The sequence below is a fragment of the Actinoplanes sp. NPDC021490 genome (assembly GCF_055562135.1).
The window spans coordinates 216,368-238,662 of record NZ_JBVHFW010000002.1 but is presented as its reverse complement, the minus strand read 5'-3'; the positions used below and the strand labels follow the sequence as shown (position 1 = coordinate 238,662).

Genomic DNA, 22,295 nt, shown 5'->3' with positions numbered 1-22,295 from the left:
CCCGCGGCCTAGACGACCTGGAACGTTCCGTGCAGGTCGGCCTCCGAACTGCCGCCGACCCAGACGTCGAAGGTGGAGGCGTCGAGCACCCAGTCGCGGGCGACGGCGTTCCAGTAGCGCCGGTGCTCGGGACCGACCGTGAACTCGACCCGGCGGCTCGACCCGGCGGGCACGACGACACGTTCGAAACCCTTGAGCTCCCGTACGGGCCGGGACGCGCTGCCGTGCCGCTGGTGCAGATAGAGCTGGACGACCTCGGCCGCCTCCCGATCTGATTCGTTGGTCACCTCGACCGAGACCGTGACCGACCCGTCCCGTACGGGGGAATGCTGGTTGATGGTCAGGTCGTCGTAGGCGAACGTGGCGTAACTGAGGCCGTGACCGAACGGGAACAGCGGGGTGCTGGCCTCGTCCCAGTAGCGGCGCACCTGGTTCTCCGGCTCGTGCGAGGTGGTGTGCGAGTAGGTCATCGGGATCTGCCCCGCCGTGCGCGGCCAGGTGAAGGGCAGCTTGCCGCCGGGGGAGACCCGGCCGAAGATCAGGTCGGCCACGGCGTGCCCACCCTGGGTGCCCGGATACCAGATGTCGAGGATCGCCGGCACGTGCTCGGCGGCCCACCGCAGATCGAGCGGGCGTCCGTTCATGATCAGCGCGACGGTCGGCGTGCCGGTGGCCACGACGGCCTCCAGCAGCTCGAGCTGACGGCCGGGCAGCTCCAGCGAGGACCGGGAGGCGGCCTCACCGATCATGTTCTGCCACTCGCCGATCACGACCACGGCGACGTCGGCCGCGGTGGCCGTGGCGATCGCCCGCTCGAACTCGGCCTCCGGCTCGAAGCCCTCGGGGTCGGACGGGCGGTTGCGGCCGAACATGTCGAACATCGACGGGAACGTGCGCTGCGCGACCGGAATGCCCTGCGCATAGTCGACGCGCACGTCGTCGCCGGCCGCGTGGCGGAGGCCGTCGAGCACGGTGACGGTCTCGTCCAGGTCGAAGTCGAACACCCACGGGCCGAGGATGTCGCGGCGGGAGGCGGCCAGCGGGCCGATCACGGCGATCGAGCTCAGCGCGGCGGCGTCCAGGGGGAGCAGGCCGCCCTCGTTGCGCAGCAGCACGGCCGAACGCTGGGCAGCCTCGCGGGCGGCGTCGCGGTGGGCCGGGTCGGCCAGGATCTCGCGGGCGCGGTCCTCATCCACGTACGGGTCCTCGAACAGGCCGAGCTTGTCCTTGGCCTCCAGAACCTTGCGCGCCCGCTCGTCCAGCACCTTGTCGTCGACCTGGTTGGCGATGGTGTCGTACGCGGGCTCGCTGATCGCCATCTCCATGTCGACACCGGCCGTCACCGCGCGGGCCCCCGCCTCGGCCAGATCGCGCGCGTAGCCGTGAGTGACCAGATTGCGTACGGCGTTGGCGTCGCTCACCACGAAGCCGTCGAAACCCCACGTTTCCCGCAGCACCTCGGTGAACAGCCAGTGGCTGGCCGAGGCGGGGATGCCGTTGAGATCCATGTACGCCGTCATGACGTTCCCGGCCCCGGCGTCGATCGCGGCCTGGAACGGCGGGAAGTAGACGTTCCACAACTCGTACTCGGAAAGGTTGGCTTCGTCGTAGTCCCGCCCGCCGACCGCCGCGCCGTAGCCCGCGAAATGCTTGGGGCCGGCGATGATGTGCTGCTGGAACCCGCGCACCTGAGCCGCGGCCACGGCGGCGCCCAGGAACGGGTCCTCCCCGGCACCCTCGACGATGCGTCCCCACCGCGGGTCCCGGGCGATGTCGACCATCGGGGCGAACGTCCAGTGAATGCCGACCGCGCGCGCCTCCCGCCCCGCGACGGCCTGACCACGCGTGATGGTGTCGAGATCCCAGGAGGCGGCCATGGCGATCGGCACGGGGAAGATCGTGCGCAGCCCGTGGATGACGTCAAAGCCGAACAGCAGCGGAACGCCGTGCGGGTTGCCGTCGAGGGCCTGACGCTGCAGCCGGTTGATCTCGGCCGGATCGGTCACGAACAGCAGCGACCCGGCCCCACCGCGCGCCAGCGCCTCCTCGACCGCGCGGGGCTGGGCATCGGTGTCGAGCCCGAGCGCCGGGTCGGGCTGGGCGCCGGCCGGAAGCTTGAAATAGAAGTACTGCGTCAGCTGAGCGGCCTTGTCCTCGGCCGACATGCCGGCCAGCAGTTCCTCGACGTTCGCCATGGGCGTCCTCTCCTGCCTCTTCGCACCGGCCCGCGTGCCACTTTCCTCAAGCCACAACATCGGGCGATGCGCTCCGACCAGCATCGTCCGGGCAACGATTGCGCGTCTGCCGTTCCGGTCGGGTTTAGTTGTCGCTTACACGTGTAAGCGCGAAGCTTACTCGTTTCTCTTGCGGCTGCATACCGCTCGATGGGCCTGGTAGCCGTCTCACCGCGCTTGGGCCCGCGCGTTGGACCCCCGACTGGACCCGCGATCCGTTCAGCCGCGCTTGGACGCGTGCTTTGGACCGTGACTGGGCGTCCGAGCGGTTCGACCCGCTGGACCGCGACTGGGCCGCGCGCCTGGAACCGGACGCGTCGGGAGCCAGCCGAAACCGGTCGACCTCGCCCGCTGAGGCCATCGAGCTGGCCGGTGTCTTCCAGGCGGCGACCCCTTCGCCGGCCTTAGCTTCTCGCTGGGCCCACACACCTCGGCGCTTTGCTTGAGCTCGCTGTAACCGCCATTCGTGTCCCACTCCAATTCCTAGCCTCCTAGGATGCTTAAGGCCCTGTGAGCGGTCCTGCTCAAGGCCAGCTGAAGATGCCGGCGGGCGACGGGATTGCGGATGACTGAGTGCCGTCAGATCCGGCTGCTCGCTACGGCCATGAGCGCACAGCGGTGGCAAGCGTCGGAGGCGGCGGTTGGGCACTGTCGCGATCAGCAGCAGGACGGCCACGCCCGGCAGCACGGGCGCGCCGGAACGGGCACGACCTGCACTGGGCGGCTGGCTCTCGGCTCAGCGCAACGGCCGCAACGGTCGAAGGCGCGGATCTGCACGGACGCGGGACGACCCGGCGTACGAGGCGGTTGGCTCCCGGCTCAGTGCAATGGTCCCAACGTTGGGAGGCGGCGGTTCTGCACTGACGCGGGACTGGCATACGAGGCGGTTGGCTCCGGCTCAGAGCAACGGCCGCAACGTCGAGTAGGCCCACGCCTCCAGCGTCGTCGGAGTTGTGCTGACGTAGTCGCGTTTTTGTTCGGGCTCGAAGCCGTCTCGGGTGCCGGCTGTCATGCCGACTACGCCGGCCGCGGCTGGTTCGGTCATGCCGGCGGCGAGCAGGGCCTCGCGAAGTTGGTCGTCGGTGATCTGCTGGGGCTCGATCGGGCGGCCGGTGGCGGCGGACAGAATTGCCGCCACGTCGGTCCATGAGAGGTCGGCCGGGCCGTGCACCGCGCCGATCGAGCTGCCTGACCAGCCCGCCAGCAAGCGGGCGGCGGCCACCTCGCCGATGTCGCGCGGGTCGAGGAAGGACTGTGGGCGGTCGAGCGGCATCGTGGTGGTCAGCACGCCGGCCCGGAGGGCGTCGAGCATGCCGAGCAGGTTGGTGAAGAAATAGCCGCAGCGCAGGGTCAGCACGTCGGCGCCGGTGCCGCGGAGCTGTTCCTCGTTGCGGGACAGGCCGTCGATCAGGCCGGCGCCGTGGCGGCGTTCGGCGCCCACGCTGCTGACCTGCAGCACGCGGGGGATGCCGGCGGCGCGGACGGCGGCTGCGGCATGGGCGCCCATGGTCACCATGTCGGCCAGCGGGTCGGGGGAGGTGAACGGCTCGGGGCTGGCCCAGAACAGCGCGTCGGCGCCCTTCACGGCGCCGGCCACGAACGACTCGTCGAGCAGGTCGCCCCGCGCCACCTCGACGTGCGGGCGCAGGTCGGCCGGGAGCCGGCCGGGGTCGCGGACGAGCACGCGCGGTCGTTCGCCGGCCTGAACGAGCAGACGGACGACACGGGAGCCGACATTTCCGGTGGGTGTGGTCACGGCGATCGTCATGGCTGTCATGCAACACCGGGGGTACGACATATTCCGGCGGAACGGCGGCCTAACGGTGCAGACGTGTGGCGACCGAGTCGCGGACCTTCCCGGCGTTGTCGCCCAGCCACGCGTTGATGGCCAGGGCCATGCCGCCGCACAGGAACAGCAGCACGACGACTGTGATGATCAGCCATCGCCAGTCGCCGCGCCGGGTTCCAGGTTCGGCATCCGAGTCCTGATAAGGAACCAGCGGATCCTCATCAGGATCGGTCACCCCAGGAGTTTAGACGTCACCGCGAACGCGGCAGGCAGCACTTCTTGTATTTGTTGCCCGAGCCGCACCAGCAGGCGCCGTTGCGCTCCGGCGGCCAGGGGATCTGGCCCTCGCGGCCGGCCAGCTGCTGCGCGTAGCCGGAGCGGATCCCGGCGTCGGTCACGTCCCCGTCGGCGCCGGCGAAACCGGTCAGGCCGACGACCGTGGCGGGCAGCAGGGTCAGTCCCGTACGGCCGGCGCCGGTCAGCCGGACCAGCTCGCGCTCGAGGGTCGCCCGGTGCTCGTCCCAGTCGGCGCCGAACACCGAGGCCAGCGCCGGGAACTGGGTGAGCAGCCGGTCGAACTCGGCCTGCCGCCAGAACAGCAGGTCGACACCGGCGTTCGTGGTGGCGCCGGCGTTGGCCAGCCGGGTCTCGAGCCGTTCGGCCAGGTTGTCGTGCGTGTCGTGCTGCAGGCCGAGCGCGTGCCGCAGGCGGTGCCGCTGCTGCAGCAGGAAGAACGACACGCCGGCGTCCTCGGCCGACGACGGCTCGGCCGTGCCGCCGGAGGAGGCCAGGGCTTCCTGTACGGCCTCGGTCAGCCACTTCTCGGCCAGCCTGTGCTCCTGGCCGGCGCCGAGAGCGGCGGTGATGAAGGCCGGCGCGTCCGGATAGCGGGTGAGCAGCGGGCGCAGCGGTTCCAGGGCGGCCATCGCCTCGTCGGCGCGGCCTATCCGGAACAGGATGCGCGCGCGCAGGGCCCGCGCGCCGCCCGCCTGGCTGTCGTCCCTTTCCCCGTACGCCTCGACGGCGCGCTCCACGTAGCGGAGTGCGGCGTCGAGCTTCGCGCGGCTCTCCGCGATCTCGGCGGCGAGCGCGAGGGCATACCCCGCGTCGTCCTTGTCCGCGAGGCGCCCGGCCTCGGCGGCGTCGGCCAGATCGGCCGCCATGCCGAGGGGGTCGGCCGCGCCGAGGGCGGACTGCCGGATCTCACTAAGGTCTTCGCTGGTCAGCTCGGTTTTGAAAGCCACGCCGTCACGGTACTGCGCCGCGTGACTCATCGGCTATTGATCGACGGTCCGGCATGGCGCAGATCTCTGTTCGTTCGTGCGCGATTCTGCGCGCGCAGGCGGCGCGCGGCGAACCAGATCAGCCACAATGCGCCGGCGGCGAAGACGACGTTGCCGATCAGGTCGACCGCGGCGGCGGCCGCGCCCACCGGCGTTTCGGCGAACGCGTGCCAGGCGTACGTGAGCAGTGCGCCCGCGCCGATGGCGAGCCGGTGCCGGTCGGCCCAGCCGTCCCGGGAGGACCAGCGGGCGATCAGCGTCAGGAACACGGCCACGTCGGCGGTCCACAGGGCCACGCCGGCCCACGCCGGCACGTCCACCAGCGTCAGGCCCATGAAGACACCACCCGCGATCAGGGTCGCGACCAGTACCGTACGGGCGCGGGGTGCTCTTGCCGGTGTGGCTCTGAGCGGGAGACGCAGCAGCAGTCCGGCCGCAATCAGCAGCACGAGAATGACCCCGGTCGCAGTGAACTGCCCGGCGGTGGCCGTGTAGGGCCACATCGACATGTTGATCGCCGTCGTGATGGCGATGCCCGCCGCGAACAGCACCCCGGTCACGATCAGACCGGTGCGGCCGAGCCACGGTGTGGTCCGCCGGTCGCGGGCGACGACCTCCATCATCAGGATCGGCGTGGAGACGCTCCAGAACACGTGCAGGCCGATCACGAACAGCGTCCACGGGACGGCGATGCCCAGCGCGGGCACGAAACCGTCGACCAGCAGGTGCTGATCGGCATAGTTGGGGTTGAACAGCGACTGCGTGGTCAACCCCTCTTCCAGTACGCCGTACGCCACCCCGAGCACGACGATGTTGGGCCAGCCCAGCCCGCGGCGGCGCACCAGTTCGCGAATGAGCAGCGCGCCCCCGCCGTACATCGGCGCCAGCGCGACCACCGCGGGCAGGAACGTGATGGGCAGGTTTCCCAGCAGGAATTCGGCCACGAGCGGCGCCAGGAAGAACAGTGCCAGTGCGGGAGCGATCCGACGTGTCATGTCTCTACTGGACAACCTGAGCGACCCGGGCGGGCGGGCCGAACGACCGGGATCGGCCATGACAAATGTCAGCCGGGGGCACAATGGCCGGGTGACTGAATTCGATCCGCGGGCGCTGCTCGCCGAAAGCCGCCTCGGCGTGCTGGCCACGATCAAGGCCGGCGGCCTCCCTCAGCTCTCTCCCGTGACCCCCTTCTACGACCGCGACGCCGAACGCATCTATGTGTCGGTCACCGACGGCCGGGCCAAGACGGCCAACGTACGCCGTGACCCGCGCGCCGCCCTCGAGGTGACCAGCGCCGACGGCCGGTCGTGGGCCACCGCCGAGGGCACGGTCGAGCTGATCGGCCCGGGCCGCGACCCGCAGGGCCCCGAGGTGGAGGCCCTGGTCGACTATTACCGCCGCGCCGCCGGTGAGCACCCCGACTGGGACGAGTACCGCCAGGTGATGGTCTCCGACCGCCGGGTCCTGCTGGTTTTGAAGGTCGACCACGTCTACGGCCAGAGCCTGGGCTGACCGCCGGCCGTCAAAGCGCCGATGGAGTCGGCGTCGGGAGGCCGGAGCGGTCCGGGCGTCACGACGCCAGGTAGAACACGGCTATCGCGGTGGCGAGGGTGCCGAGCAGGAGCCGCAGGGCGGTTTCGGGGAGGTGGGGCTGCAGGCGGGCGCCGAGGAAGCCGCCGATCAGGCCGCCGGCGCCGCAGAGCAGGCCGAGCGTCCAGTGTGGGGCTATGTCGCCGGATGTGGCCAGGGCCAGCAGGCCGTACGTGGCGGCGCCGGCGACCGACGTCACGAAGGTCGCGGCCAGGGCGGCCGGGGCGATCTGGGTCATCGGCGTGCCCCGGCCGGCCAGGATCGGGCCGAGCAGGGAACCGCCACCGATGCCGTAGATGCCGCCGGCTGTTCCGGCGGCCACGCCGAGGCCGACGATTGTCCGGGGCGACAACGGTGGCCGGTCGGGCCGGCCGGGACGCAGCGCCCGTACGCACAGCCACAGGCCCAGGGGCAGCAGGACCGCGCCGGCCACGATGCGGAACGCGCCGGGGCCGGGCACCAGGAACACGCGGAGGCAGGCGCCGAGCACCACGCCGGGCAGGGTGCCGGTGAGCAGCAGGCGGGCGAGCGGGCCGGCGAACTGGCCGTTGCGGCCGTAGCGCAGCAACGCGCCCGGGCCGGAGACCACGTTGAACAGCAGGTTGGTCGGGGTGACGGCCGGGTTGGGCACGTGCAGGACGCTGAGCTGGACCGGCAGCAGGAAGACCGCCCCGGACACCCCGACCGGCGTGGTCACCAGCGCGATCAGCAGGCCCGCGCCGAACCCGCCGAGCGCGGTCGGCCATGTCATGGCCGGAACTGTATCGGACGATCTTGGAGTGACGCGGCGAACACGACACGCCGGGCACAGGATGTGGTGTTGCGCGTCGGCGGCGGCGTCCATATATGGTGTCTCTCGCAGCTGGTTCGGCCGCCGCGTGACGTGGTGGCCGAGGCAAGAGGGAATCCGGTGTGAAACCGGGACTGCCCCGCAGCGGTGAGTGGGAACGACCGCCGTCACACAGCACTGGGCTCGTCACGAGCTTGGGAAGCGACGGCCAGTAGGAGATCTCGTCGAGAGATCGCGCCCACGAGTCCGAAGACCTGCCAGCGCACCGCACGCCGGCCTCGGTGTGCGGTGGTCGAAGGCCGCGCGGGACGGCCGACGCCGTGACAGCCGGGCCTCTCTGTGCCCGGTGGCGTCCCCCTGCGTGTCCTTCCGACCCCAACGAGGGCTGGGAAGAGGGGGACATGACCGACACCAGGGTGCCGGAGCAACGCCGGCACGGGATGCAGGTCCGTAAACGCAACGGCGATCTCGAGACGGTCGACGTCAACAAGATCGTCAAGGCAGTCGAGCGCTGGGCGGACGGCCTGGGCGAGGTGGACCCGCTGCGGGTGGCCACCAAGACGATCAGCGGGCTCTACGACGGCGCGACGACCGCGGAGCTCGACAAGCTGTCGATCCAGACGGCGGCCGAGCTGATCGGCGAGGAACCGCAGTACTCCAAGCTGGCCGCGCGCCTGCTGGCCGCGTACGTGGACAAGGAAGTTCGCCTGCAGTCGGTGGCGAGCTTCAGCCAATCGATCAGATACGCGCATCAGCAGGGCCTGATCGGCGACGAGACCGCGCAGTTCGTGGCCGCGAACGCGCGCAAACTGGACGACGCCGTCGACCCGCGAGGCGATCTCCGGTTCGAATACTTCGGGCTCCGTACGGTGGCCGACCGCTACCTGCTGCGCCACCCGGTCTCGCGGGAGGTCGTGGAGACGCCGCAGTACTGGCTGCTGCGGGTGGCGTGCGGGCTGTCGCAGACCCCGGCCGAGGCGATCGGCTTCTACCGGCTGATGTCGTCGCTGGCCTATCTGCCCAGCTCGCCGACCCTGTTCAACTCGGGCACCCGGCACACGCAGATGTCGTCGTGCTTCCTGGTCGACTCGCCGCGCGACGAGCTCGACTCCATCTACGAGCGCTATCACCAGGTCGCGAAGCTGTCCAAGTTCTCCGGCGGCATCGGCATCGCGTGGTCGCGGGTGCGGGGCCGGGGCGCCCTGATCCGGGGCACCAACGGCAAGTCGAACGGGATCGTGCCGTTCCTCAAGACGCTCGACGCCGGTGTGGCCGCGGTCAACCAGGGCGGCCGGCGCAAGGGTGCGGCCTGCGTCTATCTGGAACCGTGGCACCCGGACATCGAGGAGTTTCTGGAGCTGCGCGACAACACCGGCGAGGAATCCCGCCGCACGCACAACCTGAACCTGGCCAACTGGATCCCGGACGAGTTCATGCGCCGGGTCGAGGCCGACGGCGACTGGTCGCTGATCGACCCGTCCGACGCCCCTTCGCTGCCGGATCTGTTCGGCGAGGAGTTCGACCTGGCCTACCGGTCCGCCGAGAAGAAGGCCGTCAAGACCGTCAAAGCGCGCGACCTGTACGGGCGGATGATGCGCACTCTTGCGCAAACGGGCAACGGATGGATGACGTTCAAGGATCGTTCGAACGCGCTGTCCAACCAGACCGGCGCGCCCGGCAACACGATCCACCTGTCCAATCTGTGCACCGAGATTCTCGAAGTGAACAGCGACGACGAGACGGCCGTGTGCAACCTCGGGTCGATCAACCTGGGCGCGCACACCACGGCGGACGGCGTCGACTGGCCGAAGTTGCGCGAAACTGTTCGTACGGCCGTCGTGTTCCTCGACCGGGTCATCGACATCAACTACTACCCGTCGGTGCAGGCGGCGAAGTCGAATCCGCGGTGGCGGCCGGTCGGGCTGGGGCTGATGGGCCTGCAGGACGCGTTCTTCACGCTGCGACTGCCGTTCGACTCGGATCGGGCGCGCGAACTGTCGACCCGGGTGCAGGAGGAGATCTTCCTGACCGCGCTCGAGACTTCGGCCGGGCTGGCCGAGCGTTTCGGGCCGCATCCCGCGTACGGGGAAACGCGCGCTTCGAACGGAAAGCTGCATCCGGAGCTGTGGGGCGTCACGCCCGTGCAGAACGACCGACCCGCGCAGAACGACCGACCCGCGCAGAACGAACGACCCGCGCAGAACGAACGATGGGCGGCGCTCAAAACGCGCATCGAAACGAGCGGTCTGCGCAACTCCCTGCTCGTGGCGATCGCTCCCACGGCCACCATCGCGTCGATCGCCGGCTGCTACGAGTGCATCGAGCCGCAGGTGTCCAACCTGTTCAAACGCGAGACCATGTCGGGCGAGTTCCTGCAGATCAACGCCTATCTCGTACGGGAACTGAAGGCTCGCGGGCTGTGGACGGCCGCGATCCGGGAGCGGATCAAGCGGGCCGAGGGGTCGGTGCAGGAGATCGGCGAACTGCCCGCCGAGGTGCGCGAACTGTTCCGTACGGCCTGGGAGTTGCCGCAACGCGCACTGATCGACCTGGCCGCCGCGCGCGCCCCGTACATCGATCAGTCTCAGTCGCTCAACCTGTTCCTGAGCGCGCCGACCATCGGCAAGCTGTCCTCGATGTATCTGCACGCCTGGAAGTCCGGGCTGAAGACGACGTACTACCTGCGCTCGCGCCCGGCGACGCGCATCCAGCAGGCCACCGTGGCGGTCGCACCCGCCGCGGCCCCGATCGCCGTCGTCTCCGACGACGAGGCGCTGGCCTGCTCCCTGGAGAACCCCGAGTCTTGTGAGGCCTGTCAGTGACCACGATCTCCGAAGCCGGCACGCCCACCGACCGCCGGATGCTGCTCGACCCCGGCATGGACCTGACGCTGCGGCCGATGCGCTACCCGCACTTCTTCGACCGGTTCAAGGACGCCATCAAGAACACCTGGACCGTCGAGGAGGTCGACCTGCACTCCGACCTGACCGACCTCGGCCGGCTGTCACCGGCCGAGCAGCACCTGGTGTCGCGGCTGGTCGCCTTCTTCGCCACCGGTGACACGATCGTCGCCAACAACCTGGTGCTCAACCTCTATCAGCACGTCAACTCGCCCGAGGGCCGCCTCTATCTGTCGCGGCAGCTGTTCGAGGAGGCCGTGCACGTCCAGTTCTATCTGAACCTGCTCGACACGTACGTTCCGGACGAGAACGAGCGGTTCGAGGCGTTCGCCGCGGTCGAGAACATCCCGTCGATCGCGCGCAAGGCCGAGTTCTGCTTCAAGTGGATCGACTCGATCTACGAGATGCGCTCGCTGTCCACCAAGGCCGACCGGCGCGCGTTTCTGCTCAACCTGATCTGTTTCGCCGCGTGCATCGAGGGCCTGTTCTTCTACGGCGCTTTCGCGTACGTCTACTACCTGCGCTCACGCGGGCTGCTGCACGGTCTGGCCTCCGGCACCAACTGGGTGTTCCGCGACGAGAGCATGCACATGGCGTTCGCGTTCGACGTGGTCGACACCGTACGGCAGGAGGAACCCGACCTGTTCGACGACGAGATGCGGCAGCAGGTCCGGGACATGCTGGCCGAGGCCGTCGAATGCGAGGTGCAGTTCGCCGAGGACCTGCTCACCCAGGGCGTGTCCGGCATGTCCCTGGCCGACATGCGCGAATACCTGCAACATGTGGCCGATCGCCGGCTGCAGGTGCTGGGCATCGAGCCGCTCTACGGCAGCAAGAACCCGTTCGCCTTCATGGAACTGCAGGACGTGCAGGAACTCTCGAACTTCTTCGAGCGCCGCGTCTCCGCGTACCAGGTCGGCGTGTCCGGAACCGTCAGCTTCGACGACGACTTCTGAGGTTGTGAACCGGCACGAGCAGGGCCGGCGCCGGGACACTCCCGGCGCCGGCGATCTCTCCGGCCGCGTCGCGGCCCTGATGCGCGCCGGCGGCTGGCGTGAGGTGACGGTGACCGCCCCGATGGGGCAGCTCGGCACCGACGTGGTCGGCACGGCCGCCGACGGGCTGCGGTGGCTGCTGCGCTGCCACCCCGACCCGGCCCGCCTCACCCCGGCCGACGTGCACCGCTTCGCCCGCACCGCCCGCGAATGGCGCCGCGGTGACCGCACGATGATCGTCCTGGGGGGCGCGGCCTCCGAGCCACTGCTGCACGCGGCGGCCCGCGCGGGCGTCACCCTCGTCGACGCCGGCAGCCTGTCCTGGTGGGCGAGCTGGCAGTCACCGGCGGACGGCGCTTCTGGTCAGCGGCTGAGCACCGCAAGCCAGTGGCGGCGGCGATCCGCGGCCGGGGTGAGGACGCAGTCGCCGCAGGTGCCGCCGCCGGGGATGCGGTAGTACAGGCAGCAGTTGTGGCGTTCCAGGAACCAGCGCGCCCGGCCCGGGTCGGGCTGGTGCAGGGTGGCCATGCCCTTCAGCGGCGGCGATTCCAGCAGCTCGCCGAGCAGGGTGGCGCTGCGCCCGGCGGCCGCGGCGGGAGCGGCCGGGTCGTCGGCGATCATGCCGGCGGCCCCGCCCAGCGCCGACGCCACGTTGCCCCACAGCACCTGCGGTGACAGCACGAACCGGCGCTCGAACACCGCGAGCACCGGCGCGACGAGATCGCGGATCGCGACCTGGTTCAGCGTGTGCGCGGTTGCTTCGAGGGCGTCCAGGTTCCCGTACGAGATGGGCATGGGACCGCTTGGGACGGCGCGCCACCGGAGCCGGGCAGGATCGGCCACGGGCAGGGTGCCGGTCAGCGCGGCCGCGGCCAGCAGCGGGGAAACGAGCCGGGACGCGAGCCCAAGGAAGATCGTGGAGGCGACCACGCGTTCACCGATGTCGTCCGCGCCCAGCCCGGACATGCGCATGAGCACTTGCTGCCCGGCCGTGACCCGGTCGGCGACGACCGCCGGATCGAGCAGATCGGACAGGGGACGCCAATGGTCCCCGGCGTCGTGCGGCTGCCACACGAAATAGGGTCCAAGCCGGGCCGCCGCTGCGAGCGCTGCCCCGGCATCACTCTCGGCCGGCACGGGCCCCACTCTACGGGCGCGGTCTCAGACCTCGCAGGGGCCGCCGTGCTGCTGACGCCACATCATGCACTCGGGGTTGTCGCAGGTGCCGGCGGCGGCAGTCTCGGACCGGCTGCCCGGGCCGTCCTTCAGCTCGCGGGCGGCGTCGAGCAGGCCCGCCCGGTCCTCCGGCCCGTAAACGGCGATCCCGGCGCTGTCCTTCGGCGCCTTCGGGCCGGGCCGGCGATGGTGGTAGTAGATCCGGCTGACGTGGGCGGCCTTGGCGGTCACCCACTCCTCGGGATAACCGGCCCCGATCAGCAGATCCCGTACGATCACGCGCTCCTCGCCGCTCACCGGAACGACACTAGGGGCCGCCGGTTGCGGGGCCGGGGAAACGCCGCTTTCCCGGGGCGCCCGCCATGATCCGAGGCGTTGACGCGGGTTAGATTGGGTCATGGCTGCAGAGTCGGACCGCCGCGACCTGGCCACGGTGATGGCCGAGGCCGCCGGGGCATGGCTGGAGCGGCTGACGCCGGAGCAGCGGCAGACGGCCGTGGGGCCCATGCCGTCGGACGACGCGAGCGACGGCGAACGGCGGCGCTGGTTCTACACGCCGACCGACCACGGCGGTTTGACCTTTCACCAGCAGCGGCCGGCGCAGCAGCAGGCGGCCATGCGGCTCGTCTCGACCGGCCTGTCCCGCGCCGGCTACGTCACCGTGGCCACCACGATCGGGCTCGAGAACGTCCTCGACCACACCGAGGGGTTCGTGACCAGGTTCGACCGCGAACGCGGCCGCGACCCCGGGCTGTACTACCTGCGGGTCTTCGGGGATCCGCGGCGCGGCACCTGGGGGTGGCGGTTTGGCGGGCATCACGTGTCGCTGAACAACCTGGTCGTCGACGGCGAACTGGTCGCGACCACGCCCTGTTTCCTGGGGGCCGATCCGGCCTCGTCCGAACTGCTCGGCGGGGCGGTGAACCGGCCCCTGGCCCGGGTCGAAGATCTGGCCCGCGAGCTGGTCCGATCGCTGCCGGACGAGCTGCGGCGCCGCGCGATCCTGTCCGGCCGGGCGCCGTCCGACCTGGTGACCGGCAACCGGACGACGATCGGCGAGGGCGACCGGGTGGTTCCGCTGTCGGGGATCTGGCGCGACGAGCGGTTCTCCGACCCGGCCGAACAGGACAAGCTGCAGGAGCTCAGCGACAAGATCGACGAAGCGGCCGGCTACGGGGACGCTGAGCACCGGACACTCGAATACACCGTACGGGGGAAAGGGGTGGCTGGTTCCCAGCTGCCGGCCGAGCAGCGTGACCTGCTGCGCGCGCTGCTCGGAACGTATTTCGGCCGGGTTCCCGAGGCGGTTTCCCCGATGCCCTCGTACGAGGGTTCCGCGCTGGACGCCGTGCACTTCGCGTGGGCGGGCGCGACGGAGCCGGGCGAGCCGCACTACTACCGGGTGCAGGGGCCGGGCCTGCTGATCGAGTGGGACAACACCCAGCGCGACGCCAACCACGCCCACTCCGTCTGGCGCGACCCCGAGAACGACTTCGGCCTCGACGTCCTGCGCGCCCACCGCCGCAAGCATCACTGACGCGAGCGGTCGCGCAGCCTTCCGATCGCCAGATCGGCCAGCAGGAACGCGGCCAGCGGGATGCCGAACAGGGGCAGGGCCCAGGCCAGGCCGAAGACGATCGGGACGCCGGCGGCGATGGCCCAGGGCGGCAGCTTCTGCCAGGCGCCGCGCTCACCGAGCGGTGCTCCGACCGGCGCGCGGCGGTCCGTGCGGGTCGGGCGGCGCTGCCACCACATGCGGTAGCCCCACACGATCACGCAGATCAGGCCGAGCGCGAGCAGCGCCAGCACGATCTGGTTGGCCGGGCCGAACAGGTCGCCCATGTGCGCGTAGATGCCCCACTGGGTGAGCTTGGCCATCACCGGCCAGTCGGCGAAGTCGATCCGGTCGGTCACCGTGCCGGTCGCGGCGTCGACGGCGATGCTGTCCCGGCCGACCGGCCACAACGCGTCCTCCTCGGTGACCGTCCAAGCCGTACCGGCCTCGGCGGGCGGGGTGACCGTGAGCTTTCCGCCGATCCCGTTCGCGTCGGCCACCCGCATCACGCCGTCGATGGCCGCGGGGTCGGCCGGGGCGTTGCCCGCGGACGTCTCGCCTCCGCCGTGGTGACCGCCGGAGGACGGTGCGGCGGCCGCGCCGCCCAGGTCGGCCGACACGGCGGGCCGGCTGCCACGAAGCGCGTCGACGGCCTTGCCGAAGTTCTCGCCCGCCTGGTTCGACCAGGTCAGGCCGGTGACCGAGAGGAAGATCAGCCCGACCGACAGCCACAGGCCGGTGGAGGCGTGCCAGCCGCGGGTGCGGCGCACGCCCTTGCGGGCGCTCAGGTCCGGCCGCAGCATGCGCCGGCCGCGCTGCCGGCGCCACCACAGCGCGACGCCGCCCAGGGCGATGACCCACAGCCAGCTGGCGGCGAACTCCGAGTAGTAGTAACCGGCATCGCCCAGGTGCAGGTGGGTGTGCAGGTCGTCGAACCAGGTCCGGGCCGGGGTGGCGGCCCACCAGGTGGTGAGCTGGCCGGTGACCTCGGCCGTGTACGGATTCACGTAGACGGTGTGCATGTGCTCTGCATCGAGCCCGGGCGACGTGAAGTCGACCTGCGTGGTCGTCTCGCCGAAGCCGGGCCGGACCGCGGCGATGGTGCCCTCGGGGTGGGTGGCGCGGGCCGCGTCGAGTTGCGCTGACAGCGGCCGGGCCTCGCCGCCGGGGGTGACGGTCAGCTCCTGCGCATAGACGGCCCGGTCCAGTTGCGGCGTGAAGACGTAGGCCAGGCCGGTGAGCGCGGCGAGCAGAATGAACGGTGCGACGAAGACACCCGCGTAGAAGTGCAGGCGTAGGAGCAGCGGTCCGAAGACGCTGCGGCCGGCTCGCGGGCGCCCCGGTGCTGGGGATGGGGGCGCGGGCCGGACGGTGTCGGGGGTGGCGGTCATGGGGCTCCTTGCTCGGGGTCCACATGCGACTGCAGGGGATGGGCGCACCGGTTGGTCGCTGCTCCCCGGCCCCGGGTTCCCGGCCCCACCCGTCCGAATGAAGTCAGACCTTTTCGCGCTCGGTCAGTGCTGAACGGCTCGCGGCGGCGGTGGTCATGCGGCCTCCTCGGCGAACGGGTGGAACAGCAGGTGGATGTGGCCGTCGAGCTCGATCCGCTTGATGCCGATGCCGTAGACCGACTCGAGGACCGCCGGATCGAGCACCTCGCCGGTCGTCCCGGCCGCGGCGACGCCGCCGTCGCCCAGCAGCACCAGGTCGTCGCAGTAGCGGGCGGCCAGGTTGAGGTCGTGCAGCACCACGACCGAGCAGGTGTCCAGGCCGCGTACGAGGCGAAGGATCTCATGCTGGAAGCGGATGTCGAGGTGGTTGGTCGGCTCGTCCAGCAGCAGATGGGTGGCCTGCTGGGCGAGCGCCCGGGCGATGAGCACCCGCTGCCGCTCGCCGCCGGAGAGGGCCGAGAACGGGCGCGGGCCCAGATGGGTGGCGCCGACGCGGGCCAGCGAACGGGCGGCGATCTCGTGATCGGCGCGGCCGGTGCGCTGGAACGCCGACAGGTGCGGGCCGCGCCCCAGCAGCACCATCTCGGCCACGGTCAGCGCCGTCTCGCCACCGGTCTCCTGCACGACCACGGCCAGGCGGCGGGCGGCCTCGCGAGGGCCGAGCGACGGCAAGGCGCTGCCGTCGACCGCCACCGAACCGGCCGGGCTGCGCAGCGCGCCGTAGAGCAGCCGCAGCAACGTCGTCTTGCCGCTGCCGTTGGGGCCGATCAGCCCGAGCACCCGGCCCGGCCGCGCGGTGACACTGACGCCGTCGATCACCGGCCGGGAGCCGTACCGCCAGGAGACGCCGGTGGCAGTGATCATGCGGGGAACCGTTCGGCGATCCTCTCGAGGCCGTCGACCGACAGCGGGGACGGCGGCTCGGTGAAGTTGAACAGCTGGGTCATGACGTTCTTGTCGCGTACGGCCTTGAGCTTCGCGGCCCCGGGCAGCGAGGTCAGCGCCTGCTCGACCGCCCGGGGCTCGCCGTCGCCGTGGAGCAGGATCAGCACGTCCGGATCGCGGCCGAGCAGCTCCTCCAGCGTGACCTCGAAGACGCGTTCCTTGTTCTCGCCGAACACGTTGGTGAAGCCGGCCGCCTCCAGCTGCGGATGGGCCATGCTGGCCGAGCCGTACGCGTACGTGACCCCGCCGCCGACCGTCGGGTAGAGCACCGCGGCCGTACGCCCGTCCTTGCCGGCCTTGATCGTGTCTTTCCGGGCCTTGAGCGCCGTGACCGCCGCGGCCGCCTGCTCCGGACGATCGAAGACTTTCCCGTACGCCACCAGTTGCGCATAGATGTCGTCGAAGCTCGGCGCCGCGGTGCTGCCCGGGCACATCGCCGGTTCCTCGAGCAGCGGGATGCCCGCCGCCGACAGGCTGTCGCGGGACAGATTCTCGACCTGGCCGAGCACCAGATCGGGCTGCTGGCTGATCACCACCTCCGGGGAGATCTGGAGGTGGCCGCTGGTGTCGGTCTTGTCGGTCAGCAGCGGAATCTTGTCGATCTCGGCCAGCGTCGCCGCGTCGTAGTACTCCCGCGGATACTGCCCGGCGCGGGCGGTCACCCGGTCGAGCACCCCGAGGGCGTGCAGGTAGGGCACGGCGGCGCTCTTGAGCATCACGACGCGTTCGGGCGCCTTGTCGAAGGTGACGTCGACGCCGCAGTTGGTGATGGTGACCGGCGAGCCGGCCTCGGCCCGGGTCCCGCCGCACCCGGCGGTGAGCAGCAGCAGGGCGGACAGGGCGGCGAGCTTTCTCATGCGTTGCCTCCGGCGTGCAGTCGGCGGATGAGGACCAGCAGGAAGGGGGCGCCGAGCAGCGACGTGACGATGCCGATCGGGATCTCCTGCGGGGCGAGCAGGACCCGGGCGATGACGTCGGCCCAGACCAGCAGGATCGCGCCGAGCAGGGCGGCCACGGGCACGACCCGGACGTGCGCGGCGCCGACCAGGCGGCGGGCCAGGTGCGGCACGACCAGGCCGGCGAAGCCGATGCTGCCGGACGCGGAGACCAGCACGCCGACGCAGAGGGACACGATCACGAGCAGGCGCAGGCGGAACCGGTCGGGCGAGACCCCGAGCGTGTGCGCGGTCTCGTCGCCGACGGCGAGCGCGTCGAGGCGGCGGCCCGAGACGGTCAGGTAGAGGACGGTGCCGCCGATGACCAGGGCGGCCACTGTCAGCAGCGCGTCCCAGCGGGCCAGGCCGAGCGAGCCGAGCAGCCAGAACATGACCGACCGGGAGCCCTCGGCCGACCCCGAGGCGAAGATGAGGAAGCTCGTCGCGGCGTAGAGGGCGTATCCGACGGCGACTCCGGCCAGCAGCAGGCGGATCGAGGTGACCCGGCCGCCGGTGCGCGCGATCAGGAAGACCAGCAGCGAGGCGGCCAGCGCTCCGGCGAAGGCGCTGGCCGGCAACGCGTACTGGCCGAAGCCGGCGCCCGCGCCGAACAGGATGGCCGCGGCGGCGCCGCTGGACGCGCCCGAGTTGATGCCCAGCAGATATGGGTCGGCGAGCACGTTGCGCACCATCGCCTGCAGCGCGACGCCGCAGACCGCCAGTCCGGCCCCGACCAGCATGGCCAGCAGCACCCGGGGCAGCCGCACCTGCCAGACGATCGCCTCCTGCGGCGGCGTCCAGGCCACCCGGCCCAGGCCGGTCAGCTGGTGGCCGATGATCCGGGCCACGGTGGCCGGGTCGATCGCGATCGCCCCCGTGCCGACCGCGGCGACCCCGGTGACGAGCAGGCCGGCCGTGAGCGCCCCGAGCCAGATCACGGTCCGGCGCCGCTGCGCGCCGACGCCCAGCACGTCGAGCTCGATCGTCACCGCCATCCCTTCGTTGTTGCCAAAGATGTGCAACAACGTATCAAGGGGAGATCAACCACTCAACCGGCGGATCGGGGAGGTGATCATTGATCCCCGCCCGGGTGCCCGTCCGTATGCCCTAAGAGGCTCGCGAGGGCCTCGGTATATTGCGCCGGACGTTGGGAGGTCTCAGTGCGGAAGTCCGCTCTGCTGGCGGTCTGTCTCATGGCCCTGTTCTGCTGGCCGGCCCAGCCCGCGTACGCGCATGCCGTGCTCAGAGTGGCCGTCCCGCAGCAGGGCTCGGTGGTCGGCGTGGCGCCCGAGCGGATCGTGCTGACCTTCAGCGAGGCCGTGCAGATCGTGCCCGGCCGGTCGCAGGTGATCGGCCCGGACGGCAAGCGGATCAACGACGGCGACCCCGAGATCACACCCGAGGGACTGGTCTTCCAGGTGCGCCCGGCTGACCGGCCGCTCGGGACCTACCTCGTCAGTTATCGCATCATCTCGGCCGACAGCCACCCCGTCTCAGGCGCGTACACGTATTCGGTCGGCGCGCCCTCGGCGAATGCCCCGACCGCGCCGAAGGAGGAGGTCGACCCGGCGGTGCAGGCGGCCACGGCCGTCACCAAGTGGTTCGGGTACGCCGGTCTCGTGCTGGTGGCCGGCCCGGTGCTGCTGCTCGCGCTGTGGTGGCCGCGGCGGCTCTCCCGGAACGGGCCGGTGCGGATGGCCCGGGCCGGCCTCGGGCTGATCGCCGCCGGAACGCTGGCCGCCCTCTGGTTGCAGGCGCCCGCGTCCTCCGGCGCCGGCGTGCTGGACGTCTCGGCGGGGGAGCTCGGACAGGTCTTGAGCAGCGACTTCGGGGTCACCCTGGCCCTCCGGCTGGCCCTGCTGGCCGTCGCGGCCGGGCTGGTCGGCCGGCTGCGGCGCGGAGCCGGGTGGAAACCGGCCGCCCTGCTGACCGCGCTCGCCCTGGGGATCCTGGTGACGTGGCCGCTCACCGGCCACCCGGCGGCCGGACCGCAGGCCTGGCTGCTGGTCGTGGCCGACCTGGCCCACCTGGCCGCCATGGCCGTCTGGCTGGGCGGGCTCGTTGCGCTGGTCGTATTCGTCCTGCGGCGCATGCAGGCGCGGGAGCTGCGGCTCGTGCTGCCGGCCTGGTCGCGGTGGGCCGCGTTCGCCGTCTACTGGCTGGTGGCGGCCGGGGTGATCCAGGCGCTGATCCAGATCGGCACGCTCGACGCCCTGGTCTCCTCCACCTACGGACGGCTCGTGCTGGCCAAGACCGGGCTGCTGGCGCTGGTGCTGGCGGTCGCCTTCGTGTCGCGGCGCCTGGTGCTGCGGGGGATCGCCGAGGCCACCCCGGGACGGCTGCGGCGCGCGGCCGGCCTCGAGGTCGGCCTCGCCGTGCTCGTGCTCGCGGCCAGCGCCGTGCTGGTGCAGACCACCACCGGCCGTACGGTCGACGTGGAGGCGGTCGCGGCGGAGCGCTCGCGCGGCTTCGTCGAAACCCTCAACAGCAAGTTGTTCGCGGTGCAGTTCGAGATCTTCCCGGCCACGGTGGGCGAATACAACACGCTGCACGCCTTCGCCTACACCCCCGAGGGCAAGCCGCTCGAGGTGGCCGAGTGGAAGGTGTCGGTCTCGCTGCCGTCGCAGGGCATCGAGGCGATCAACGCCCCGGTCGCCACGGTCGTCGACAACCAGGGGCTCGGCGCCGTCACCTTCCCGATCGCCGGTGACTGGCATCTGTCCATGACGCTGCGAGTGTCCGACATCGACCAGGCCACCGTCACCACGGTCGTCCCCGTGCGGTGACCTACCCTGGCCGGGTGAAGATCTCCCACGTCACCACCGGCACCGGGCAACCGGTGACGCTGCAGTTCTCCGACGGCCGGGTCGAGGTGCGCGAGGTGTCGCAGGCCCGGCAGCGCGCCGTCCGGGCCTGCGCGGGCGGGCTGATCCTCGGCGCCGGGCTGGCCGCGGTCGCCGTCAACGCGGGTGATCGGGGGATCCCCGGCCTCGATCTCGGGCTGTGGATCGCCGTCGGTCTGGCGCTGCTGGCCGCCCTGACCGGCGCGACCCGGTGGCTGGTTGTCGCCCGCCGCGAGCAGGGGCAGGCCACCGAGACCATTCCGGCGTCGTCGGTGGTCGATGCGCGGAGCCGGGCCGAGGCCTCCAAGGTGACCGTCTCGCTGCAGCTGGCCGAGGGCGGGGAACGCTCGTTCGAGGCGGTCGGCCACTCCGGCGCCCTGCTGTCGGCGGGCTTCGGCCGGCTCCTCGAGGTGCCGTGACGGCGATCACATCAGGGCTGAACCCGATTCCGCGGGCCGCTGCGTCTTACCTGGTGTGAAACGAAGCCTGGACGCGGTTGACGAGGGAGAACTCGTCCGTCGCGTCGCCCGTGCCGACCGGCGGGCATTCGAGGAGCTTTATCGGCGTACGGCGCCGTGGCTCGAAGTGAGACTGCGCCGCCGCTGCGCCGACCCCGATGTGATCGCGGACGTGCTGCAGGAGACCTACCTGTCGGTCTGGCGGGCGGCCGCGAGCTTCACCGGCGACGAGGCCAAGGGCAGCGCGGTCGGCTGGCTCTGGACCATCGCCGCGCACCGGCTCGTCGACGCCTTCCGCCGCCGCGCCCGGCACGAGCAGGTGCCGCGGGTGACGACCGCCGAGACGATCGCGCCCGCTGCCGAGGAAGAAGTGATGGCCGGCCGGGTCGGGCAGGAACTGGAACAGGCCCTGTCGTTGCTGCCGCCCGAGGCCCGCGAGGTGCTGCGGGCCACGGTTCTCGACGGATTCTCGATCCGGGAGACGTCCCTGCTGCTGGGCGTCCCCGAAAACACGGTGAAGTCCCGGGTCCGCCGCGCCCGGATCGCCCTGCGGGAGGCCCTGTCATGAGCACCCACCCCACTTTGATCGAGATCTCCCGGTACGCGACCTCCGACGCGAGCCAGGACGAGGCGACGGTCTGGTCGATCGAGGTGCACCTGGAGACCTGCGCCGACTGCCGGGCCCGGCTCGCCGGCAGCACCACCGGCCAGTCCCGCGACCTGATCGTCCAAGTCGGCGCCGAGCTGGAGCACCGGATCACCACCGGCCCGGCGCCCGCGGGCCGGCCGTTGCGGACGCCCCGGCGCTGGTTCGTGACGGCGCTGCTGCCCTGGGTTGCGATGACGGCCAGTGTGCTGGCCGCGGCCGCGCTGCTGACCCGGTTCCTGCCCCAGCTGCCGTCGGTCGTGTTGCTGCTCGCCCCGCTCGCGCCCCTGCCCGGCGTCGCGGTCGCGTGGAGCCGCCACGGCGATCCGGCCTGGGAGCTGGTCTCGAGCACCCCGGCCACGGGCCTGACGATGCTTCTCCGGCGTACGGCCGCGGTCCTGATCCTGGTCATTCCGGTGCTGGCCGTCACCGGCCGCTCCCAGGGGCTCGCGCTGATGCTGCTGCCCGGCCTCGCCTTCACGGCGGCGGCGCTGCTGCTGGGCTCGGTGGTCGGCGTGCACCGCGCCGCGATCGGCCTGATGGTCGCGTGGACCGTCGCCGTGGTCGCCCCCAGCCTGGCCACCGCCGACCTGCCCGTGCTGCTCGAGCCGTCCAGCACCGGCGCGTGGGCCGTGCTCACGGTCGTCCTCACCGTCCTCACCGTCCTGCGCGCCCCCAGCTTCCGGCGCCGGACATCCTTCTAAG

The 22,295-nt window shown here is 71.3% G+C and carries 21 protein-coding genes and 1 riboswitch; of the genes, 9 read left to right on the top strand and 12 right to left on the bottom strand.

Annotated features, from left to right (window positions below; translation table 11 throughout):
- Positions 1-8 precede the first annotated feature (8 nt).
- From ACZ3I4_RS05560 to ACZ3I4_RS05540, 5 genes are all read right to left on the bottom strand, one after another.
- Positions 9-2,195: a glycoside hydrolase family 3 N-terminal domain-containing protein gene (locus ACZ3I4_RS05560; protein ID WP_465380656.1), complete on the bottom strand. Its 2,187-nt coding sequence runs from the start codon at positions 2,193-2,195 to the stop codon at positions 9-11.
- 937 nt (positions 2,196-3,132) lie between these two features.
- On the bottom strand, positions 3,133-4,002 hold the full coding sequence (locus ACZ3I4_RS05555) for an NmrA family NAD(P)-binding protein (protein WP_465380655.1): 870 nt from the start codon (positions 4,000-4,002) through the stop codon (positions 3,133-3,135).
- Positions 4,003-4,051: 49 nt separating this feature from the next.
- Positions 4,052-4,258 (bottom strand): hypothetical protein, encoded by a 207-nt coding sequence (locus ACZ3I4_RS05550; protein ID WP_465380654.1) that lies wholly within the window; start codon positions 4,256-4,258, stop codon positions 4,052-4,054.
- A 16-nt stretch (positions 4,259-4,274) separates the two neighbouring features.
- A complete protein-coding gene (locus ACZ3I4_RS05545; protein ID WP_465380653.1) occupies positions 4,275-5,267 on the bottom strand; it encodes an SEC-C metal-binding domain-containing protein in 993 nt (330 codons plus the stop codon).
- Between the two features lie 26 nt (positions 5,268-5,293).
- Positions 5,294-6,301, bottom strand: a complete 1,008-nt coding sequence (locus ACZ3I4_RS05540; protein WP_465380652.1) for a hypothetical protein — start codon at positions 6,299-6,301, stop codon at positions 5,294-5,296.
- Between the two features lie 91 nt (positions 6,302-6,392).
- Between ACZ3I4_RS05540 and ACZ3I4_RS05535 the strand changes: the two genes are divergently transcribed.
- Positions 6,393-6,818 carry a PPOX class F420-dependent oxidoreductase gene (locus ACZ3I4_RS05535; RefSeq protein ID WP_465380651.1) on the top strand — a complete coding sequence of 142 codons (426 nt, stop codon included), beginning with the start codon at positions 6,393-6,395 and terminating at the stop codon, positions 6,816-6,818.
- A 58-nt stretch (positions 6,819-6,876) separates the two neighbouring features.
- On the opposite strand, the gene ACZ3I4_RS05530 is transcribed toward ACZ3I4_RS05535, so the two are convergent.
- A complete protein-coding gene (locus tag ACZ3I4_RS05530) occupies positions 6,877-7,647 on the bottom strand; it encodes a sulfite exporter TauE/SafE family protein (RefSeq protein WP_465380650.1) in 771 nt (256 codons plus the stop codon).
- Between the two features lie 95 nt (positions 7,648-7,742).
- Positions 7,743-7,962, top strand: a riboswitch (cobalamin riboswitch).
- A 125-nt stretch (positions 7,963-8,087) separates the two neighbouring features.
- Between ACZ3I4_RS05530 and ACZ3I4_RS05525 the strand changes: the two genes are divergently transcribed.
- Genes ACZ3I4_RS05525 through ACZ3I4_RS05515 form a run of 3 tightly spaced genes read left to right on the top strand, consistent with a single transcriptional unit; the run spans position 8,088 to position 12,038 of the window.
- Entirely contained in the window at positions 8,088-10,508 is a 2,421-nt protein-coding gene (locus ACZ3I4_RS05525; RefSeq protein WP_465380649.1) for a ribonucleoside-diphosphate reductase subunit alpha, read from the top strand.
- 38 nt (positions 10,509-10,546) lie between these two features.
- Positions 10,547-11,542 carry a ribonucleotide-diphosphate reductase subunit beta gene (locus ACZ3I4_RS05520; protein ID WP_465381156.1) on the top strand — a complete coding sequence of 332 codons (996 nt, stop codon included), beginning with the start codon at positions 10,547-10,549 and terminating at the stop codon, positions 11,540-11,542.
- Positions 11,543-11,546: 4 nt separating this feature from the next.
- Positions 11,547-12,038: a restriction endonuclease gene (locus ACZ3I4_RS05515; RefSeq protein ID WP_465380648.1), complete on the top strand. Its 492-nt coding sequence runs from the start codon at positions 11,547-11,549 to the stop codon at positions 12,036-12,038.
- Here the strand turns inward: ACZ3I4_RS05515 and ACZ3I4_RS05510 are convergent.
- Positions 11,945-12,718 carry a (2Fe-2S)-binding protein gene (locus ACZ3I4_RS05510; RefSeq protein WP_465380647.1) on the bottom strand — a complete coding sequence of 258 codons (774 nt, stop codon included), beginning with the start codon at positions 12,716-12,718 and terminating at the stop codon, positions 11,945-11,947. The genes ACZ3I4_RS05515 and ACZ3I4_RS05510 overlap by 94 nt on opposite strands.
- A 24-nt stretch (positions 12,719-12,742) precedes the next feature.
- A complete protein-coding gene (locus ACZ3I4_RS05505; RefSeq protein ID WP_465380646.1) occupies positions 12,743-13,054 on the bottom strand; it encodes a hypothetical protein in 312 nt (103 codons plus the stop codon).
- A 100-nt stretch (positions 13,055-13,154) separates the two neighbouring features.
- On the opposite strand from ACZ3I4_RS05505, the gene ACZ3I4_RS05500 reads away from it, so the two are divergent.
- Entirely contained in the window at positions 13,155-14,294 is a 1,140-nt protein-coding gene (locus ACZ3I4_RS05500; protein ID WP_465380645.1) for a DUF3500 domain-containing protein, read from the top strand.
- Here ACZ3I4_RS05500 and ACZ3I4_RS05495 read toward each other — a convergent pair.
- The 4 genes from ACZ3I4_RS05495 to ACZ3I4_RS05480 all read right to left on the bottom strand — a co-directional run bounded on the left by ACZ3I4_RS05495 (position 14,288) and on the right by ACZ3I4_RS05480 (position 18,632).
- Positions 14,288-15,703, bottom strand: a complete 1,416-nt coding sequence (locus ACZ3I4_RS05495) for a PepSY-associated TM helix domain-containing protein (protein WP_465380644.1) — start codon at positions 15,701-15,703, stop codon at positions 14,288-14,290. The genes ACZ3I4_RS05500 and ACZ3I4_RS05495 overlap by 7 nt on opposite strands.
- Before the next feature lie 153 nt (positions 15,704-15,856).
- Entirely contained in the window at positions 15,857-16,627 is a 771-nt protein-coding gene (locus ACZ3I4_RS05490; protein WP_465380643.1) for an ABC transporter ATP-binding protein, read from the bottom strand.
- Positions 16,624-17,565 (bottom strand): ABC transporter substrate-binding protein, encoded by a 942-nt coding sequence (locus ACZ3I4_RS05485; RefSeq protein WP_465380642.1) that lies wholly within the window; start codon positions 17,563-17,565, stop codon positions 16,624-16,626. The genes ACZ3I4_RS05490 and ACZ3I4_RS05485 overlap by 4 nt, the downstream gene beginning before the upstream one ends.
- Entirely contained in the window at positions 17,562-18,632 is a 1,071-nt protein-coding gene (locus tag ACZ3I4_RS05480; RefSeq protein ID WP_465380641.1) for a FecCD family ABC transporter permease, read from the bottom strand. Before ACZ3I4_RS05480 ends, ACZ3I4_RS05485 begins: the two co-directional genes overlap by 4 nt.
- Before the next feature lie 171 nt (positions 18,633-18,803).
- On the opposite strand from ACZ3I4_RS05480, the gene ACZ3I4_RS05475 reads away from it, so the two are divergent.
- The 4 genes from ACZ3I4_RS05475 to ACZ3I4_RS05460 are packed head-to-tail and all read left to right on the top strand — an operon-like array spanning position 18,804 to position 22,294.
- Positions 18,804-20,429 carry a copper resistance CopC/CopD family protein gene (locus tag ACZ3I4_RS05475; protein ID WP_465380640.1) on the top strand — a complete coding sequence of 542 codons (1,626 nt, stop codon included), beginning with the start codon at positions 18,804-18,806 and terminating at the stop codon, positions 20,427-20,429.
- A 14-nt stretch (positions 20,430-20,443) separates the two neighbouring features.
- Entirely contained in the window at positions 20,444-20,905 is a 462-nt protein-coding gene (locus ACZ3I4_RS05470; protein WP_465380639.1) for a hypothetical protein, read from the top strand.
- A gap of 55 nt (positions 20,906-20,960) precedes the next feature.
- The gene (locus tag ACZ3I4_RS05465; protein WP_465380638.1) at positions 20,961-21,512 is read left to right on the top strand and encodes an RNA polymerase sigma factor; all 552 of its coding nucleotides are present in this window, start codon (positions 20,961-20,963) and stop codon (positions 21,510-21,512) included.
- Positions 21,509-22,294, top strand: a complete 786-nt coding sequence (locus ACZ3I4_RS05460) for a hypothetical protein (protein WP_465380637.1) — start codon at positions 21,509-21,511, stop codon at positions 22,292-22,294. Before ACZ3I4_RS05465 ends, ACZ3I4_RS05460 begins: the two co-directional genes overlap by 4 nt.
- Position 22,295 lies beyond the last annotated feature (1 nt).

Excerpts from the sequence above, each read along its gene's own strand:
- ACZ3I4_RS05500 (WP_465380645.1), top strand. The coding sequence starts at position 13,155 with ATGGCTGCAGAGTCGGACCGCCGCGACCTGGCCACGGTGATGGCCGAG.
- ACZ3I4_RS05490 (WP_465380643.1), bottom strand. The coding sequence starts at position 16,627 with ATGATCACTGCCACCGGCGTCTCCTGGCGGTACGGCTCCCGGCCGGTG.
- ACZ3I4_RS05555 (WP_465380655.1), bottom strand. The coding sequence starts at position 4,002 with ATGACGATCGCCGTGACCACACCCACCGGAAATGTCGGCTCCCGTGTC.
- ACZ3I4_RS05560 (WP_465380656.1), bottom strand. The coding sequence starts at position 2,195 with ATGGCGAACGTCGAGGAACTGCTGGCCGGCATGTCGGCCGAGGACAAG.
- ACZ3I4_RS05460 (WP_465380637.1), top strand. The coding sequence starts at position 21,509 with ATGAGCACCCACCCCACTTTGATCGAGATCTCCCGGTACGCGACCTCC.
- ACZ3I4_RS05495 (WP_465380644.1), bottom strand. The coding sequence starts at position 15,703 with ATGACCGCCACCCCCGACACCGTCCGGCCCGCGCCCCCATCCCCAGCA.
- ACZ3I4_RS05525 (WP_465380649.1), top strand. The coding sequence starts at position 8,088 with ATGACCGACACCAGGGTGCCGGAGCAACGCCGGCACGGGATGCAGGTC.
- ACZ3I4_RS05485 (WP_465380642.1), bottom strand. The coding sequence starts at position 17,565 with ATGAGAAAGCTCGCCGCCCTGTCCGCCCTGCTGCTGCTCACCGCCGGG.
- ACZ3I4_RS05530 (WP_465380650.1), bottom strand. The coding sequence starts at position 7,647 with ATGACATGGCCGACCGCGCTCGGCGGGTTCGGCGCGGGCCTGCTGATC.
- ACZ3I4_RS05540 (WP_465380652.1), bottom strand. The coding sequence starts at position 6,301 with ATGACACGTCGGATCGCTCCCGCACTGGCACTGTTCTTCCTGGCGCCG.
- ACZ3I4_RS05520 (WP_465381156.1), top strand. The coding sequence starts at position 10,547 with ATGCTGCTCGACCCCGGCATGGACCTGACGCTGCGGCCGATGCGCTAC.